Annotated in this window: 9 protein-coding genes; 6 read left to right on the forward strand and 3 right to left on the reverse strand. The window is 48.8% G+C overall.

The window, feature by feature from the left end; translation table 11 throughout:
- Window positions 1-10 precede the first annotated feature (10 nt).
- The 6 genes from L1285_RS12735 (at window position 11) to L1285_RS12760 (ending at window position 13,544) form a co-directional block, all read left to right on the forward strand.
- Window positions 11-1,732, forward strand: coding sequence for a DUF3466 family protein (locus tag L1285_RS12735; protein ID WP_235412624.1), 1,722 nt, complete (start codon window positions 11-13; stop codon window positions 1,730-1,732).
- 640 nt (window positions 1,733-2,372) lie between these two features.
- Window positions 2,373-5,534 carry a glycosyl hydrolase family 18 protein gene (locus tag L1285_RS12740; protein WP_235412625.1) on the forward strand — a complete coding sequence of 1,054 codons (3,162 nt, stop codon included), beginning with the start codon at window positions 2,373-2,375 and terminating at the stop codon, window positions 5,532-5,534.
- Window positions 5,535-5,582: 48 nt separating this feature from the next.
- The gene (locus tag L1285_RS12745; protein ID WP_235412626.1) at window positions 5,583-7,172 is read left to right on the forward strand and encodes a lytic polysaccharide monooxygenase; all 1,590 of its coding nucleotides are present in this window, start codon (window positions 5,583-5,585) and stop codon (window positions 7,170-7,172) included.
- Window positions 7,173-7,191: 19 nt separating this feature from the next.
- On the forward strand, window positions 7,192-9,834 hold the full coding sequence (locus tag L1285_RS12750) for a glycosyl hydrolase family 18 protein (protein WP_235412627.1): 2,643 nt from the start codon (window positions 7,192-7,194) through the stop codon (window positions 9,832-9,834).
- Window positions 9,835-9,922: 88 nt separating this feature from the next.
- Window positions 9,923-12,679, forward strand: a complete 2,757-nt coding sequence (locus L1285_RS12755; RefSeq protein WP_235412628.1) for an Ig-like domain-containing protein — start codon at window positions 9,923-9,925, stop codon at window positions 12,677-12,679.
- 157 nt (window positions 12,680-12,836) lie between these two features.
- Window positions 12,837-13,544 carry a hypothetical protein gene (locus L1285_RS12760; RefSeq protein WP_235412629.1) on the forward strand — a complete coding sequence of 236 codons (708 nt, stop codon included), beginning with the start codon at window positions 12,837-12,839 and terminating at the stop codon, window positions 13,542-13,544.
- A 192-nt stretch (window positions 13,545-13,736) separates the two neighbouring features.
- Here the strand turns inward: L1285_RS12760 and L1285_RS12765 are convergent, their stop codons facing one another.
- The 3 genes from L1285_RS12765 to L1285_RS12775 form a co-directional block, all read right to left on the reverse strand.
- On the reverse strand, window positions 13,737-14,144 hold the full coding sequence (locus L1285_RS12765; RefSeq protein WP_235412630.1) for a phosphate ABC transporter substrate-binding protein: 408 nt from the start codon (window positions 14,142-14,144) through the stop codon (window positions 13,737-13,739).
- Window positions 14,145-14,154: 10 nt separating this feature from the next.
- Entirely contained in the window at window positions 14,155-15,228 is a 1,074-nt protein-coding gene (locus tag L1285_RS12770) for a porin (RefSeq protein WP_235412631.1), read from the reverse strand.
- 184 nt (window positions 15,229-15,412) lie between these two features.
- Window positions 15,413-17,032 (reverse strand): methyl-accepting chemotaxis protein, encoded by a 1,620-nt coding sequence (locus tag L1285_RS12775; protein WP_235412632.1) that lies wholly within the window; start codon window positions 17,030-17,032, stop codon window positions 15,413-15,415.
- Window positions 17,033-17,503 lie beyond the last annotated feature (471 nt).

A 17,503-nucleotide genomic window follows, 5' to 3' on the forward strand; every position in this document is an offset into this window, starting at 1 on the left:
AAGGATTGAAATGAAATATTCACTTATGGCCGCCAGCATTATCTTCGGCCTATCTGGTGTGGCAGTTGCCGCACCCTATAAACTCACTGAATTACCCATCAGTGACATAGGCAAGATGAACTATGTAACGGATGCCAATGAAAGCGGCGAAGCCATTGGTCGCGTTACGGGACTGTATAATCTGCCTGTCGATATTAGTTACATCGATTTTCAAGACAGCTCGATCACCAATTATTACGATACCTATAAAGCAATTCTGGAAAACAGGGATGAAACCATCACTTTTACCCTGGATGACATACAGAATGGTAATGCGCTTGCGACAGACGCAGAAGCGCACACCTTTATGCTGAGCTACTTGTCGTCTAGCACCCAAAGCGCCAGCGCTGAATTCCAAAAAATCAGTTCTGTGGCTGGGCTTGAATTCACCGGCACCAGCGTTAATCTGATTGATTTATTTGATATAGAGTCGCCAGACTATGCGGGCCTGACACGCTCCGTCAGTAATGCGATGACGGCCATCGCGGCAGATGGCACTGTGGCTGGCTGGGGCTCGGCACCTTTTAAAAAGATCACGTTTACGCCTGAAGGAGAAAGTGAAGCGAAAACCTATTTCATTCGCGACTGGCATGCACGTGGCATCGTAATCTCTCCAGGTGGCAAGCGTGTTACACTGGAGCCTGAGTTCACCGAATATGGTGGCTACAGTATCGCGACAGACATTACCCTGACCGATGAAGGCAACTATCTGGTGGTGGGCCAGGCATCAGTGGGCTTGCCAGAGAACAGCCAAACAACCATCACCGATAACTGTGATGACAAAGACGAACCTGAAGCGGTCTGTATTTGGCGTCAGGGCCGTGGTGTCTATGATTTGCGTGCTTACCAATGGACGCTGGATAAAGATTTCAACGTTATAGAGACAAAGAATCTGGGTATTGGCCTCGAGCGCAAAGACGATGAAGATAACCCGTTCTATAGCTCAGCGTTTGCTGTTAATAAGGCGGGGATTGCTGTTGGTAAATCCAGGATCAGAGTTGACGATAGCCTGAAAGCCTATGAAGAACCGGGCTACTATCAGAATGGTCAGTTTTTCACTTTGCGCGAGCACGATGTCTTTGACCAGGCAGGAAATGCGGTCGACATCAACGACAGTAATGTGATTGCAGGATACGTAGGCAGACAATACCAGGGCTCCTTGTTTGAGGTAGCCGGGTTTTACTACGATATGAGCAATAAAACGCTTGTGGAAATACCCAGTTATTTCAGTGGCTCAGACACTTATGTCAGAGACATTAACAATGCTGGTTACATTGTTGGCCAGGGTGAGACAGAGAAAAACGTTTCTAACCCGCGCAGTGAAGCATTTATGTATAAGCTTGGCGATGAAAAGCTAACTAACATCAACGATTTGCTGCCTTGCCAAAGCGATGAATTCCCATATACAGTCGCCGAAGCCATTCGTATCACAGACGACAATACGATTTACGCAGTCGCAACCAAAACGGTTACCAAGTTGGACTCGTTTGGCAACCCGGACAAAGACTCCAACGGCAATGAAGCGTCAGAATCAGTGATTGTACCAGTTGTATTGACAAAAACGGGCAGTACAGAGCTTGAGCAGTGTGTAGCTCCGGAAACTGAGACTTATGAACGTCAGTCAGCGTCGCTGAGCTGGTTGTCTTTACTTGCACTGCCGCTGCTGTGGGTACGCCGCAGACGTCAGAAATAAACACCTTTCGGGGTATGCCTTCACTGGTATACCCCGTATCTATCACCACTGCAAACCTGTCCTATTAAAGCGCTATATCCGCCTAAGCTTCCTATCGTTATTGGTTATAGTTAGGGTAAGCTGATGTCTCACTGCACTCGTTTAGCTTTATAGCTGATTACTATCTTTTGCCTCTAATAAGTACACAAATCGAGCTCTGAGAATAGATGGCTTGGTTACTGCTTAGTCTATTTGATTGAGTGTTAATATCACTGCTTGTGTCAATTCTACCTTATACAACAGATACCTTGTGCCTTCCTTTAGGTTAAAAGTGCTATAAAAATCATTTTTAGCCATCCTTATGGCTGTTCTTACCAGTGCTTTTTGTAAGTTTTAAGATACACAATGGTGCGGGTTAACTATCTCAGTATTCATAATAATGCAACAAATAAATAATCTCAAATATTATCAATAGCATAAATACATTTATGGCTCACATCGCAGAGTAAGTAAAAGTAAAAATGTACTAGGTTATTATTTTTATATAGTCACTTGTTATGTGTTTTTGGAACGATACACTGCATCCGCCTGGACCAAGATGGAAAAAAACTCATTTTTTATTGATGCCAGGTTAAAAATAAAAACAAGTGAGGATGTATTTATGCAGATAATTAACATGTCAAAGCCAGCCGTTAAGCTTAGCGCCATAGCGCTGGCATTAATGGCACATCACGCGAGTGCGGCGGTGGATTGTGGTGGGATACCTCAGTGGCAAGCCGGTCAGGTGTATACGTCTGGTCAGCAAGTGCAACAAGATAACATAGCTTATCGGGCAAATTGGTGGAATCGTTCATCACCTAAGCTTCGCTCCGGGCAATGGCAGGAATGGCGTAAGCTGGGAGAATGTCGTGGCACTGAGCTACCCAATCAGTCGCCGGTTATTGATATCGCTCAGCCTCAGGGTGAGGTAAATGTAAGCGAAGGCGAACAGATCCAGTTCGTTTTTGAAGCGAGTGACAGTGATGGTGTGATCAAGCAGGTTTTGGTTTATCACAATGACACCCTGGTCAAAGTGCTGGATGAAGCCCCCTATGCACTTAACTGGAAAGCGCGGGCAGGGAAACACCTGTTTCATGCGGTGGCCATTGATGACGACGGGGCAAAATCTGTATCGACCAAACGGACAGTCGTGGCGAACGCGTTACCGCCTGAAGATAAAAACACCGCACCGGTTGCACGCCTGACAGCCGAGTTGCCCAGTGAGCTTGAAGTGGGCAGTCAGGTTCGCCTGACGCTGCGAAGTCATGATAAAGAAAATGATCGCATAACGCAGGTGTTGACACACAATGGCAAAGAGGTGAAGCGCACAGATCTGACTGAAGCGCATTATAACTGGTCGGCAGCCTCTGCCGGGCGTCATGAGTTTACTTTGCAGGCAACGGACGAGCATGGCCTAGTGTCAGAAACAATAACGCGTACTTTCATTGTAAAAGCGCCTGGTGACGATAAAACCAGTCAGCTGGATTGTTTGCCTGCCGGATTATATCGTACACCCGGCGTAACCAGTGCTTATTGTGATGTCTACGATAGCGAAGGTCGGGAGAAAATGGGGGCAGATCATCCACGGCGTGTGATTGGTTATTTTACCAGCTGGCGCCATGGTAAAAATAATCAGCCAAGCTATCTGGTCAATGATATTCCATGGGACAAGATCACCCACATTAACTATGCCTTTGCCCATGTAAACAGCCAAAATGAGCTAAGTATTGGCGACCCGAAAGCACAGGGTAATGCGGCAACCAATATGACCTGGCCAGGTAAGGCAGGCGCCGAAATGGATCCAAGTCTGCCTTATACCGGTCACTTTAACTTATTAAATCGTTACAAAAAGCAGTATCCACACGTCAAAACCATGATCTCTGTTGGCGGCTGGGCTGAGACGGGCGGTTACTTTGATGAAACCGGTAAGCGCGTCAACAGTGGCGGGTTTTACACTATGACTACCCACGCCGATGGCAGTGTTAATCATGACGGAATAAAAGCCTTTGTTGCCAGCTCTGTGGCCTTCTTACGTCAGTACGGTTTTGATGGTCTGGACATTGACTACGAATACCCGTCCTCGATGAAAGACTCGGGCCACCCTGAAGATTTTGAGATCAGCAACCAGCGCCGTGCTGGCCTGAATAAGTCTTATCAGGTTCTGATGAAGTCACTGCGTGAAGCGCTGGACAAGGCGGGTGAGCAGGATGGTAAGCACTACATGCTGACCATTGCTTCTCCGTCCTCAGGCTATCTGCTAAGAGGAATGGAAACTTTCCAGACTGCACAATATCTTGATTTTGTTAACATCATGAGTTACGACCTGCACGGCGCCTGGAATGACCATGTTGGCCACAACGCGCCTTTGTATGACACGGGTAAAGACACCGAGCTGAAAACCTGGAATGTCTATGGCACCAGAGAATTTGGGGGAATTGGTTATCTCAATACAGATTGGGCCGTGAATTATTTCAGAGGTGCATTGCCTGCCGGGCGGATCAACATTGGTATCCCTTATTACACCCGTGGCTTTAAAGATGTGCGTGGCGGTGAAAACGGCCTCTGGGGTCGCGCGCCTTTGCCAGATCAAAACGCCTGCCCGAAAGGGACTGGGATTGGCGAGAAAAACAAATGTGGCAACGGTGCCATTGGCATCGACAACCTCTGGCACGATATTGAAAACGGACAAGAAGTCGCTGCAGGCTCCAATCCACTTTGGCACGCAAAGAACTTGCAACACGGCATCAACCCAAGCTACCTAACCGACTATGGCTTAACGCCAGACACAGACTCGGATGATGTGCTGCGGGGAGACTATGTGCGGCATTACGATGACATCGCTGTCGCACCCTGGTTGTACAACGAACAGAAAAAAGTCTTCCTGTCCATGGAAGATACTGAATCCATGCAGACTAAGCTCAATTATGTGGTTGAAAAAGGCCTGGGTGGTGTGATGTTCTGGGAGCTGGCCGGCGACTTTGACTACCATGCAGATAAAGGTGAGTACTTTATGGGCTCGACTATGACGAGCCTTGCCTACAACACTTTCAATCAAGATGGCACTGACTACGCAACGACGCAGGGTGATGCCGAATTCACGGTACCTGAGATGGCAGTCGATATTCGCTTTAATGCTAAAGACTTCCCGGTTGGCGATCAGAACTACCCGATCAGACCTACATTCGCGTTCACTAACCACTCGGAGCTGGACCTGAGCGGGGCAACCATCAGTTTCAATGTGCCAGTCTCAACCTCGGCGATTTTCAAGTCCAACTGGAACGCCCGCAAAAAGCTGGGCATGAAAGTAGAGCATGATGCCAGCAACACACGCGGTAATAACATAGGTGGCTTTGACAACGAATTTCATCGTTTCTCAATTACCCTGAAAAACGAGTGGGGTGGCCAGCTTGAGTCATTCAAGCCGGGAGAGACAGTGAATGCCCAGGTTATGTACTACATGCCTATCACAGGACCGGTTAACTTTGTCATCGAAAAAGACGGCAAGCAATACGCCTTCAGTAGCGAATACCCCGAGTTACCTGTAGCGAAAAAGTCGGACGACACATCCGGCGGTAATCCACCACAGGGCTCACGTTGTCAGGGCGTCGAGCTGAGCAATATCAATCAATATCCCCAGTGGCCGCGCACCAATTGGGCCGGTACACCGAGCCATGCGCTCGGTGGCGATATGCTGATCCATAACGGTTACGTCTACAAAGCAAAGTGGTGGACCAATGCAACACCGTCCAATGGTGGTGCCTGGCAGCAGGTTTGCGCGCTTTAACCCTCAAAAAATAGCGGTGGCATCACTGCCACCGCAGGAGATAACCCTATGAAATACAATAAAACCCTATCGGCTTTGGCCGTGGGGATGACTTTGGCTGCCATCAATCAGGCGCATGCTCATGGCTATATGGACTTTCCCAAGGCCCGTCAGGCGATTTGTCAGGAGCAGGGCGGGTTTTGGTGGCCAAAAGATGGTTCCAAAATCCCCAATGCAGCTTGCCGTGCTGCATTTTTGAAATCCGGTCATGTGCAGTTTATCCAGAAACATGAATTTGCCGTCAATACGGCAGAGTTTAACGATCAAAGCGCGGTCGAGGCGAATATTCCCGATGGGACTTTATGCCATGCCGGAGATAAAAACAAAGCTGGCATGGGCTTACCCTCCAAAGACTGGCAGAAAACCCCGGTGATGGTCGATGGCAAGGGGCAAATCAAGATCCGCTATCGGGCCACCACGCCACACAATCCGAGCTTTTGGCAGTTTTATTTGACCAAGCCGGGCGTGGATTTTGAAAACAAAGCACTCAGCTGGGCCGATCTGGAGCTGGTGCAAAGCCATGGCAATGTCGACTTTTTTATGGCACCCGATGGTAAACGTTACTACGAGATGAAAGTCGCCATTCCCGAGCGCTTTTCGGGTGATGCGATCCTGTACAGTCGCTGGCAGCGGGACGATGTAGTCGGGGAAGGTTTTTACAACTGTAGTGACATTACCATTGTCAGGGGAGCAGAACCTCAGCCACCGCAAAGCTGGCATAGCGCCGGGTACTATCTGCGTCAGGGGCAGCAAGCGCATGTTGGCGATACGATTTGGATGCGGGTGTTCGACACCAATGGTAAAGAGTTGATACAGGAAAAACTCGCCATTTCTGAGCAGCGCCTTGTCGACTGGCCAGCGTATTTTGCAACTCAACTTAATGAGGCGTTTGCTGCACTGATCCGCATTGGGGTGCAGGATGCGCACGGCAATATTCACTTTGATACAACTAATCTGGCGAGCAATCAGGTTTTTGTGAGCGATCAGGCACATACCTTTAATCTCAGTGTGGTTGCCAGGCCTGTGAATACACCACCCACAGTGCATACCCCGGCCGTGTTGACGGTACAAGAAGGACAAAGCGCACATTTGCATGTGCATGCCTTTGATGACCAGCAAAGCAGACTGGAATTCGACTGGCAGTTGCCTGCCCAAGTCAGTTACACCGGTAACGGCGCAACCATCACAGTCACGGCCCCACAGGTAGATAAGGACACGCAATTTAGCGGCAAAGTTACGGTCTCCGACGGGCAACTTAGTACCTCAGTCAATCTGGTCATTGCCGTGACCAACCAAAATGACACCCCGACGCCCCCTGATAGTGATACCTGGCACGCGGATAAAGTCTATACCGGCGGAGACATTGTCAGCTTTAACGGCAACCAATATCGCGCCAAATGGTGGGTTCGCGGGCAACGCCCCGATACCAGCCATGCCTGGGAGCGCATAGCGTCGCCCTCAGAACCGCAAGACCAATGGCAAGCCTCCGTGGCTTATACCGGTGGTGCCGTTGTGCGCTATCAGGGCGAGCGTTATCAGGCGCGTTGGTGGACCCGAGGCCAGCAACCTGGCAAGCACAGCGTGTGGAAAAAACTATAACAACGAACGAGGAAAAAACATGTTTAACTATTTGATCAGTGCGGCTGCGGTCGCATCAGCTTTATCGGTCGCGACAGTAGTCGCTGCGCCATCAACCCCGAGCATCAACTGGAAACCACAAAATTACTCCTTTGTTGATGTGAACATTTATGGCAGAGGCTCCTACAAACAGCTGATCCAGGCCAAAGAGGTAGTGGATATCGCTATCGAGTGGAATGCCTGGTCGGGCAAAGGGGGTGAAAGTTACAAAGTGTACTTTGATGACGAGGTGGTTAATGAAGGGCAGCTGGCGAAAGGCACCACCAGTGGGGTGATCCGCTTCCCTTATCATAAATCAGGGCGGCATGAATTGCGCGTTGCATTGTGTGATGCGTCGGGTTGTGCCACCTCTGCCAGTAAGCCTATCGTAATTGCGGATACCGATGGCGGGCACCTGGAACCACTCAAGCTGAACGTCAATCCCAATAACAAAAAGTATGACACCGACCCCAATACCGTGGTAGGTGCCTATTTTGTTGAGTGGGGCATATACGGTCGAAGCTTTGATGTGACTCAGATCCCGGCGGATAACCTGACTCACCTTTTATATGGCTTTATTCCTGTTTGTGGTCCGAATGACTCGCTGGCAGAAATTGAAAATGGCAATAGCCTGCGTGCCTTAAAGCTCGCCTGTGGCAGCTCTGAAGACTATGAAGTGGTGATCCATGACCCCTGGGCTGCGGTGCAAAAGGCCCTGCCTGGGATCAGCAGTAAAGATCCAATTCGTGGCACCTATGCGCAATTGATGGCGCTTAAACAACGCAACCCGGATCTGAAGATCTTACCTTCGGTAGGGGGCTGGACTTTATCCGATCCCTTCTTTGATTTCACGGACAAAGCAAACCGCGACACCTTTGTGAAGTCAATGCGCGAGTTTCTGACTACCTGGAAATTTTATGACGGCGTAGACATTGATTGGGAGTTCCCCGGTGGTGATGGTGCGCACCCTGATTTGGGTTCCAGTACGGATGGCGAAACCTATGTCTTACTGATGAAAGAGCTCAGAGAGATGTTGGATGAGCTGGAAAGTCAAACCGGTCGTGAATACGAATTAACTTCAGCAATTGGTACCGGCTGGGACAAAATCGAAGATGTTGATTATCGCGACGCTGCTCAGTACATGGACTACATCTTTGCCATGACCTATGACTTTTACGGTGGCTGGAACAATGAAACCGGCCATCAGACGGGCATTTACTGTGGTTCACATCTGAGTTCAGATGAATGCCGGGGCACGGGTGTTGATGAGCTAGGTGAAGCAAGAAAAGGCCCTGCTTATACGCTGGATAATGCCATTCAGTTACTACTCAAGCAAGGCGTTCCCAGCGAAAAACTGGTCGTCGGTGCAGCCATGTACGGACGTGGCTGGGAAGGGGTATATCCCAAAAATGCCAAAATCGCCGATAACCCGATGACGGCACCGGCCAATGGTAAGCTACGAGGCAGCACGTCACAGGGCGTCTGGGAAGCGGGTGTCATTGACTATAAAGGCCTAAAGGCGCACATGATTGGCAGTGGTGAGCAGGGCATTAATGGCTTTGAAGTGGGTTATGACACCACAGCCGAAGCGGCCTATGTGTGGAATCGCGATACAGGGACGCTGGTGACCTATGACAGCCCGCGTTCCGTCAGAGCCAAGGGGCAATATGTCCGTGAGCACGACCTGGGCGGCTTGTTCGCCTGGGAAATTGATGCCGATAACGGCGATATTCTCAATGCCATGCACGAAGGCTTGGCAGGAAAAGTCACTGAGCCGGTGCCCGTGAACAAAGCACCCATAGTCACTATGCCGGCAAGCCTGACGTTGACGGCGGGTGACATCGATATCCTGACTGCTGACGCGCACGACCCGGAAGGTAAAGCGCTGACCTATCTTTGGTCAGGCGATGCTCAGCTGAATCTGCAAAGCGAGCATGACAGCGTTATCGTGACGGCGCCCAATGTCACTCAGGACTCGGTTTTTACTGTTAACTTACAGGTCTCCGATGGGGTGAACCAGGTACAGCGACAAGTCAAAGTACAGGTGAAGGCGCCGGTAGTTGAAAACAAAGCCCCCGTTGTTGGAGACATAGCGAGTATTAGCCTGGATGAAAAGGCCAGCAAAACGCTGACTGTGGGTGCCACTGATCCAGAAGGTAAAACATTGAGTTACCAGTGGAATGTGCCTGGTCACACAATCAGTGGTCAGGGCGCATCTGTGACCCTGACGGCCTCCGAAGTAGATAAAACACAGACTGTGACCGGCACTGTGACCGTCAGCGATGGCATCCATGACGTGCAACGTCAATTCAACGTTACCGTGAAAAACCTGGCTGACACACCGGAGCCGACACCAGGTGACGGCAACACCACCTGGGATGCCAACAAAGTATATGTAGGCGGCGACAAGGTGTTTTACAAAGGCGTTGAATATCGCGCTCGCTGGTGGACACGAGGGGCGCTGCCTGCCAACGGCGGTGTGTGGCAGGAGATCATTCCAGCCGATGGCAAAGTGCGTGCCTGGCGCAGTGACCTGGTTTATACCGGCGGTGACAAGGTTATGCATAACGGTGAAACCTGGCAGGCACGCTGGTGGACACGAGGTCAGTCGCCTGGCAGCAATGGTGTCTGGCGCAAGCTATAAATTAACGCACGCTTACGGATAACCCCTAACAGCGCACGGACGCGCTTCTAACAGATAAATAAAAACAACGAACAATAAGAGTAAAATCATGTCTAAGTTATCACCCATAGCGTCTTTTCTCGCCGCAGTGAGTGTGTTTGGTGCCACGGCTAACACCGCCCCGATCAGTGTCCACAGTAATAAGCAGCTGGAATCACAGCTGATTGAACAGTTGCAGCAGTCAACGCGCTTTTTCCAGTCCCGTCAGGCAAGCACTATGCCTGGCTTTGAATTTAAAACCCACAGTCGCAGCGAAGATGGCAAACACTTTCGTCGTAGCCAGTATTATCAGGGTATACGGGTACATGGTGGGGAAATCGTCACCCATCATGATGCGCAAAACCTGTTTAGTGTGTGGTTTGCCCCGGAGGGAAATATCACGGGTATCAGTGGCTCAGTGGTCCCGGCGCCTAAGCTGGATTCAGTGGTGGCGTCAATTGATGAAGCGAAAGCTTTACGTAGCGCAAAAGCCAGTATCCCGGATCTTTTGCTGACCCAGAATGAACAGATTGAACTGGTGGTTTATCCTTATCAGGATGGCTTTAGATTGGCATACATGATCACCTTCTTTGCTGAGACAGAGCAAGCGCCCAGCCGGCCGGAGTTCTTTATTGATGCCCATAGTGCAGAGGTGTTGAGTCATGTTGAAACCCTGACCCACGGCAAAATTGGTACGGGCCCCGGCGGCAATGAGAAAATCGGCCGCCATTATTACGGCGAAGATAAGCCCAAGTTCTATGCCACAGAGCGTGACGATGGGCGCTGTGCCCTGGCGCATGATGATATTCGCGTGATCGACATGGAACACGACATCAGTAATACAGAGACCTTTGTGTTTGATTGCCACGAGAACCAGCATAAGTCAGTTAACGGTGCCTATTCTCCGCTCAATGATGCCATGTACTATGGTAAAGCAACGCTGGAGATGTTTGATGACTGGTACAGCAGCCGCGCGCTTGAAGGCGATTTGGTGATGCGGGTGCACTACCGTGAAAATTACCTGAATGCATTTTGGAACGGCAAGGAAGTTATATTTGGCGACGGTAACTTGTCGCGTTATGGCGTATATCCCTTTACATCACTGGGCGTGGTCGCCCATGAGATTGCCCATGGTGTGACGTCACAAAACTCCAAGCTGGTATATAGCAGTATGTCCGGCGGTGTAAACGAAGCGTTTTCAGATATGACATCGGAAGCACTGGAGTGCTTTTTGAATCAAGACGCCGATGGCAATTGTGAAGTAGACTGGTTAATTGGAGCCAGTATTTTCAAAAACCGCACAGCGCTGCGCTATATGGATGACCCAAGCAAAGATGGCAAGTCCATTGGTCATGCGGATGATTACACCATAGGGCTGGATGTTCACTATAGCTCTGGGGTGTTTAATAAAGCATTTTATCATCTGGCAAACACACCCGGCTGGGGCGTGAAAAAAGCCTATGAAGTGATGTTGCATGCCAACAAGCACTACTGGGTTTACAACGGCAATTTTGAGTCCTTAGCTTGCGGTGTAACGGATGCTGCCGAGGAGCTGGGTTACGACATTACAGATGTTGGCGCGGCGTTTAAACAAGTGGGGGTGTTTGCCTGTACAGAAAATAAAGCACCAGAAATCACCATAACGAACCCGGGTGAGGGCAGTCGCTTTAAGATTGAGTCAGAGTTGACCTTCAGTGCTGATGCAAAAGATGACTATGGTGAGGTTGCAAAAGTGACCTTTATGGTGAACGGTGAGCAATATCGGATATTAACCGCTGAGCCTTTTGAGGTGCGCTGGCAAAGCGGTGAAACCGGCATCTATCAACTCAGTGCTGTTGTAGAAGATAATGAAGGACTGACAGTCACCTCAGAACCCGTGCGGTTTACTTTAATAGACCCTGCACAATGCCAGACTCCTCAGTGGAGAGAAAACAAGGTCTATGTACAGGGCAATAAAGCCGCCTTTGATGGCTATGAATATATCGCCAAATGGTGGAACCGAGGCCAGAGTCCCGAGCATAACTCAGGTTCCTGGGGCGTATGGCAGCGCGGTGTTGAGTGCGGTGTCACTGCGGAGCAGCCAAATCAGATACCTGAATTGGCTTTCTTATCACCAGATAATCACCTGGAAGTGAGTGAAGGCAGTAAGGTGGCGGTAGCATTAAATGCAACCGACAGAGATGGCACAATTAAACAGGTACTAGTTAGCGTCAATGGGCAGTTGCTGACTGAGCTTACTCAGGCACCTTATGCATTTAACTTTGACGTAAAACAAGCTGGAGAATACATTCTGAGTGCGGTTGCCATAGATAACAAGGACGCCCGCTCTGCGGTGGCAACACGCACAATTAACGTGAGCGCAGCGCCTGGTGAGACCCATGCGCCAGAAGTAACCCTGAACAGCCCCAAAAATGGCGGTGAGTTTGCACCGGGGCAGCCAATCGCACTGCAGGTTAGCGCCTCTGATAAGGATGACGACTTGGTTCAAGTTCGGTATTTTGTTAATGGCAAACAGGTGGCAAGCAGTCATACAAAACCTTACTCAGCCTCGGTGACCTTGAGCGAAGCGGGTGCGTATGAGATATATGCGATGGCCAGCGATAAGAGTGGGCTGCAAACTCGCTCAGCCACGCACAACATAAGCGTCAAAACACAGACCCCCGGTTGTCGAGTCGCTGCCTGGTCCGCCAATACGGTTTATACTGCCGGCGATCAGGTGAGTTACAACGGACGCTTGTTTCAGGCTAAGTGGTGGACTCGCAATCAGAACCCGGCCGACAATGCTAGCCGCTGGGCTGTGTGGAAAGACAAAGGAGATTGCAAGTAACTAACAATAAGGGCCTGAACAGCGTTTGCCTCGGGCCCGAATCAATTGAATATTCGTTTTACTGAGCAAAGGGTAATATTTAATAACACCTAATCCATTGTTTCCCAAATCCATACAGATAGACTATGGTGAGGAAGTCGAGTAAGGAAATCAAACAATGAAGATACAAACACTGTGCGCACTGGCGCTATCGGGCATACTTGCTGGTTGCGGGTCGAGTAGTAATGGCACCATATCCGGGCCGGATGTGCCACCCAAGCCCAGCGAGAAAAACTCCAAAATAGTGACTCAAGGATTTGAAGTCCGCGTTTACAATCGACTGGCGGAACAAGATACGCAAAACCCTGAATATAATCGAGACACACCCTATCAGGGCACTGAGGAAGTGACCTACCAGGACATTGTTTTTGGTCTGGACACTCAAACTGAATCGGTTACAACGGCATCCTGGCGTGATATACCTCATTCGTTTTCGTTGTTCACAAAAGCCTATGCCTTGTCGCCCGTACCGCTTCAGACAGAAGAGAACATCGTTTCAATTAACATTACGTCAGCGTCCGATTTTGGCCAGGTCTATCCATCTGGTACCAATCTGAATGCACTGTTCTCGGTGACCTATACAGATACACTGAATAAGTACTACAGCTATAAAAACGAGATAAAAACGTTTTTTACAGTCGAGGAGTATGTGCAATATGGTCAGGTCAATGGCGGGCTAAATGCCGGGTTTACACGCAATCTTGTATTGAATACCGGGCCAGACTATCCAGTGAATATGACTTTTTATATCGAGATTGAGCTGGATAATGGCAAGACCTTTTCCCTTGAAACGCAAGAAGTTACCTTTAAACACACGGATAATTAAGGGCTAGCTAAGTTAAGGGGTGTTTGGTTGTACCAATGGGTATCTTCAGTGTTCCTGAGCATACTTAAAGCCAAAAAGATAGCTTAAGCTGATTGAGATAATTCGACAGAGCCTGTTTACTTTTGGCCTTGTGAGGTTAAAGCCGAAGCAAATACTTCGGCTTTAACCTCGAGGTAACTCTATTCAATCAAGCTAGTATTGCTGTATTACCTTCACGCCATCCGTCACCGCGTCGGAAGACACAAAACCGATTGTATCTGGGTTCGCTGAGACCATTTTAATCACTTCGGCATCATTCGAGACTTCTTTGGGCGGTGTACCTTTACCTGTAAAAATGAGTTTAGACCAATACGCCTTTAGCTGTGCTGAAGACTTATTGAGCGCTTTGCTGTTAAACTCATCGGTAATAGGATTACCCGGTTCCTGTGACACTGGGATTGCTTTATTTCCATTGGAAAAAGATTTCTCTTTACCTGTAAAAATACGGTTGATCGTTGAGGTATCAAAGCTACTGCCGTTGCTGGGGTGAACAATCACGGATACGCCAGCATACGTGTTAAAAGCCGACGACAATAGCACTGCGTATATTAAATTTTTCATGTCATTTCCCCTAAAAAACCAAATCAATACCAAAAGTGAGTGATTCACTGTCGCCCGCTACTGCCAGTGCAGTCGAGTCATCTTCGACTTTGTCGTATTGTACTTTGAAGGCTGCAGAAGGATGGAAATCCCATCTAACCCCAATGGCACGAGTGTCGTGTTTTTCCGGATCGTCTCCATCCTTTTGTTCAAAGTTGGAATACATAATGTATGGGGTGACAGTGTCGAAGCGGTAGCCAGCACTGATCATGTAGGTATCTAAATCACCATCGAGATCCAGTCGATTAAACTCAGATAAGATAAAGACATTGCCAAAGTCGGCATTTGCTGCCAGGCCATAAAACTTGCCATCACGTGAGTCAGAACCATTCCACAATTCCGGTTCACCATTGCGAAAACGCTTGTTGGTATAGCGCATGTGGGTGACTCGCAACTCAAGCCAGTCATAGCTGAGTTGTAACACACCGCCCAGAATATCTTCCCAAATCTCCCGCGTAGGGGTTTGGAAGAAGAATTCAGACAAGAGTTTATTTTCTGTGTCGTCTTCACGACCTGTGTATACGTTAGCAGAAATGCCCCAATCTCCAATTGCACCGCTGTACAACAGATTGGCACCTTCATAATTAAATATCTGCCAGGTATAGTTGTCGGCCGGGGCCCGCATCCACACATACGCGTACCCTACATCATAAAAATCAGAGTAATAAAACAAAGGTAAACGCTTTTTACCGACCTGAAATGTCCAGTTGTCGTTTATTTCGTATGAGGCATAGGCCCATTCAAATTCTGCATCGTAATCATTGGCACCCCTGGCGACAATTTGACCCGTGACGCTCAGGCCTTCACCCAGGTCGCTGCTGATCTGCAAACCAATCAGTGATTCAGGCGAAAAGGATAAGTCCTCTTTATAAGCGCTCACGATGGGATAGTCAGCCAGAAAAGTAGGTTCCAGACCGAACTGAGGGACACCCGAACCACTTAATACCTGGCCACCTGTCATACTGGCGAACCCAGATATGTTGACCTCGGCATGAAGTGTCGTTGATGCTAACGCTGTGACCAAGAGAGTATATTTTAGTTTCATGGATAGCTCCGCTAAACTCGTGTTGTTGGCACTGCTAAGTATAGTTATATATGCAAAAAAGAAAGGTTTTTTGCATAAATTGTGAGCAGTTTCGTGGGCTGTGGGAGGGGAGCCAAGAAGCTTTGGGTACATGCCTTCGGCCGGGCTGCAGAGCCCGGGTAAGACACAATTTGGCACGCCAAATCTAGAGTTTGAACTGACTGGTCGCTGACACTAACCGATCAGAAGCCTGATGCAGTCTGTGAGAAACATCATCGAGGTCGCTGAAGGATGCGTTAACCTGTTTCTGTCCTTCATTCATCTTTTCAATCGTATCGGCAACCTGAGCAGCCACAGAGCTCTGCTGTTCTGTTGCAGACGCAATTTGATTGTTCATTAGCGTAATATTGGCGATTTTACTTTGGATCTCTTCTAATGCCTGCCCGGCTTTTAGCGCTCTGGATTCATTACTGCTTGCCTGTTCATCGGCCTGGCTCATCATTTTAACGCTGCGCTCAGCAGCATTTTGCAGTGAGTCGAGCATTGTGCGTATTTCTGTCGTGGCATCACCAGTGCGCGAGGCCAGCGTACGCACTTCATCAGCAACCACCGCAAAACCCCGGCCTTGTTCACCTGCCCGGGCAGCCTCGATGGCAGCATTAAGCGCAAGCAGGTTCGTTTGCTCAGCGATTGAACTGATCACGTCTAAAATGGATGAGACATTGCCGGTGCCTTTAGCGAGATCATTGACCGCCTCGGCCGCTTCGCCAATCTGTTGGTTTAGCTCTTTCGAATTAGCTATGGTATCGGTTACCGCTGAAAGGCCATTGTGGGCTTCTTGCTCGGTTTCATGCGCAGCGGTGTTCGCCGCAGATGCAGAGTCGCTAATGCTGTCGATGGATTGAATGAGTTCATTAATCGACTGTTGTGTTTGCGCTGCCTGGGCTGATTGCTGATCTGTCACTCTTCTTACTTTTTCAGTGCTGTGTACCAGCTTTTCTGAGGTATCAAGGAGTGGTTGTGAAACGGACATAACACCATTGATAGCAGTGGTGAGTGTATCCATAAATTTGTTGAAGTTGAGCGCTGTGCGGCCTAGCTCATCGTCACCTAGTACTTCAATACGCTGATTTAAGTCACCATGCCCATCTGCCAGTTCACTTAACGAGCTCCGTAATTCATTGGCAGTGAAGCTGATATTGCGAGCAACAGACAGTGCCACAATTACCAGCAGAATCGTCAGCACCACGCCTGACTGGATTGATAGCCACAAACCGTCATTACCGCTTTCATATGCTTTTCTTATGGTACTTTGAAACAACTCGTCGACACTTTTTTGGTAGGCCGTCAGGCCGTTTTCAGCTTTTTCAAACAGGTCTGATTTTTGTTTCGCAAGCGTAGGAAGTGTACTGAAATCAATGGTGTCATTGATCATGCCTTGCGCGAGCCGCTCAGACAGTGTTTTGTATTCGGCAATGACTTCGAGCTGGTTTTTGATCAGTGTACTGTTGTCAACATCTAATACACGCAGTTCATCGAGGTTGGCTTTCAGGTCTTGCACCGTTTGCAAGGCTTGATTCATGACATCGTTATCGGCAAACGACACCGCCTGACTGAACAGCTCATCTGCCCGACGGATGAGAACACTGTTAATTGTGGACAGTTGAACCGTTTTGTAAATTTGCCGTTCTAGCAGTACGAGCTCTTTTTGAGTGTTCTGAAAGGCAAAGAAATTGATGAGCAGGTTGGCAGTGAACACGGAGACAGACAGAGCAACAATTAAACTTATTTTGTAAAACAGTGGTAGGTTTTTAAACCAATGCATAACCGAGTTCCCCAGTATTAAAACACCAAACTATCAACTGAATGACCGCCTTTACCTGCACAGGCGCGATGCTAGTCCAACACAGTAACAAGTCTTAGCCATAAACGCCCAATTTGCCAATTGTTTGTAAAAATTAAATAAAAAAGGGATGACTTAACCTTTGTTACATTGTCAGCGGCCTGTATCGGTCTGTGTGTACGGTACTGCAATACACGCGCCTTGCCCAAGTTTTGTGACTTTTTAGCAGTGCAATGGGGGCTCAGGAATAAGTGGCTATATGTCTCTAACTGTCAGAAATATAATGATTCTTACCTTCTGCGAAATCCGCTTAGCTCAGTATTCGCTGCTGTTAAGAGGCGCTCAGGCGCATGAATGTTGTGAGAACAACCTGTAAGTCGCCCTGTTGACGGCAGCGTGAGAGGCTGACCAGAGCCGGTATTACCTGCATCAGGAAATTAAAATATCCCTGCT

Origin of the sequence: Pseudoalteromonas sp. DL2-H2.2 (genome assembly GCF_021532535.1) — a bacterium.
GTDB lineage: Bacteria > Pseudomonadota > Gammaproteobacteria > Enterobacterales > Alteromonadaceae > Pseudoalteromonas > Pseudoalteromonas rubra_A.

Coding starts and splice junctions, on each gene's coding strand:
- L1285_RS12735 (WP_235412624.1), top strand. CDS start 11: ATGAAATATTCACTTATGGCCGCCAGCATTATCTTCGGCCTATCTGGT.
- L1285_RS12740 (WP_235412625.1), top strand. CDS start 2,373: ATGCAGATAATTAACATGTCAAAGCCAGCCGTTAAGCTTAGCGCCATA.
- L1285_RS12745 (WP_235412626.1), top strand. CDS start 5,583: ATGAAATACAATAAAACCCTATCGGCTTTGGCCGTGGGGATGACTTTG.
- L1285_RS12750 (WP_235412627.1), top strand. CDS start 7,192: ATGTTTAACTATTTGATCAGTGCGGCTGCGGTCGCATCAGCTTTATCG.
- L1285_RS12755 (WP_235412628.1), top strand. CDS start 9,923: ATGTCTAAGTTATCACCCATAGCGTCTTTTCTCGCCGCAGTGAGTGTG.
- L1285_RS12760 (WP_235412629.1), top strand. CDS start 12,837: ATGAAGATACAAACACTGTGCGCACTGGCGCTATCGGGCATACTTGCT.
- L1285_RS12765 (WP_235412630.1), bottom strand. CDS start 14,144: ATGAAAAATTTAATATACGCAGTGCTATTGTCGTCGGCTTTTAACACG.
- L1285_RS12770 (WP_235412631.1), bottom strand. CDS start 15,228: ATGAAACTAAAATATACTCTCTTGGTCACAGCGTTAGCATCAACGACA.
- L1285_RS12775 (WP_235412632.1), bottom strand. CDS start 17,032: ATGCATTGGTTTAAAAACCTACCACTGTTTTACAAAATAAGTTTAATT.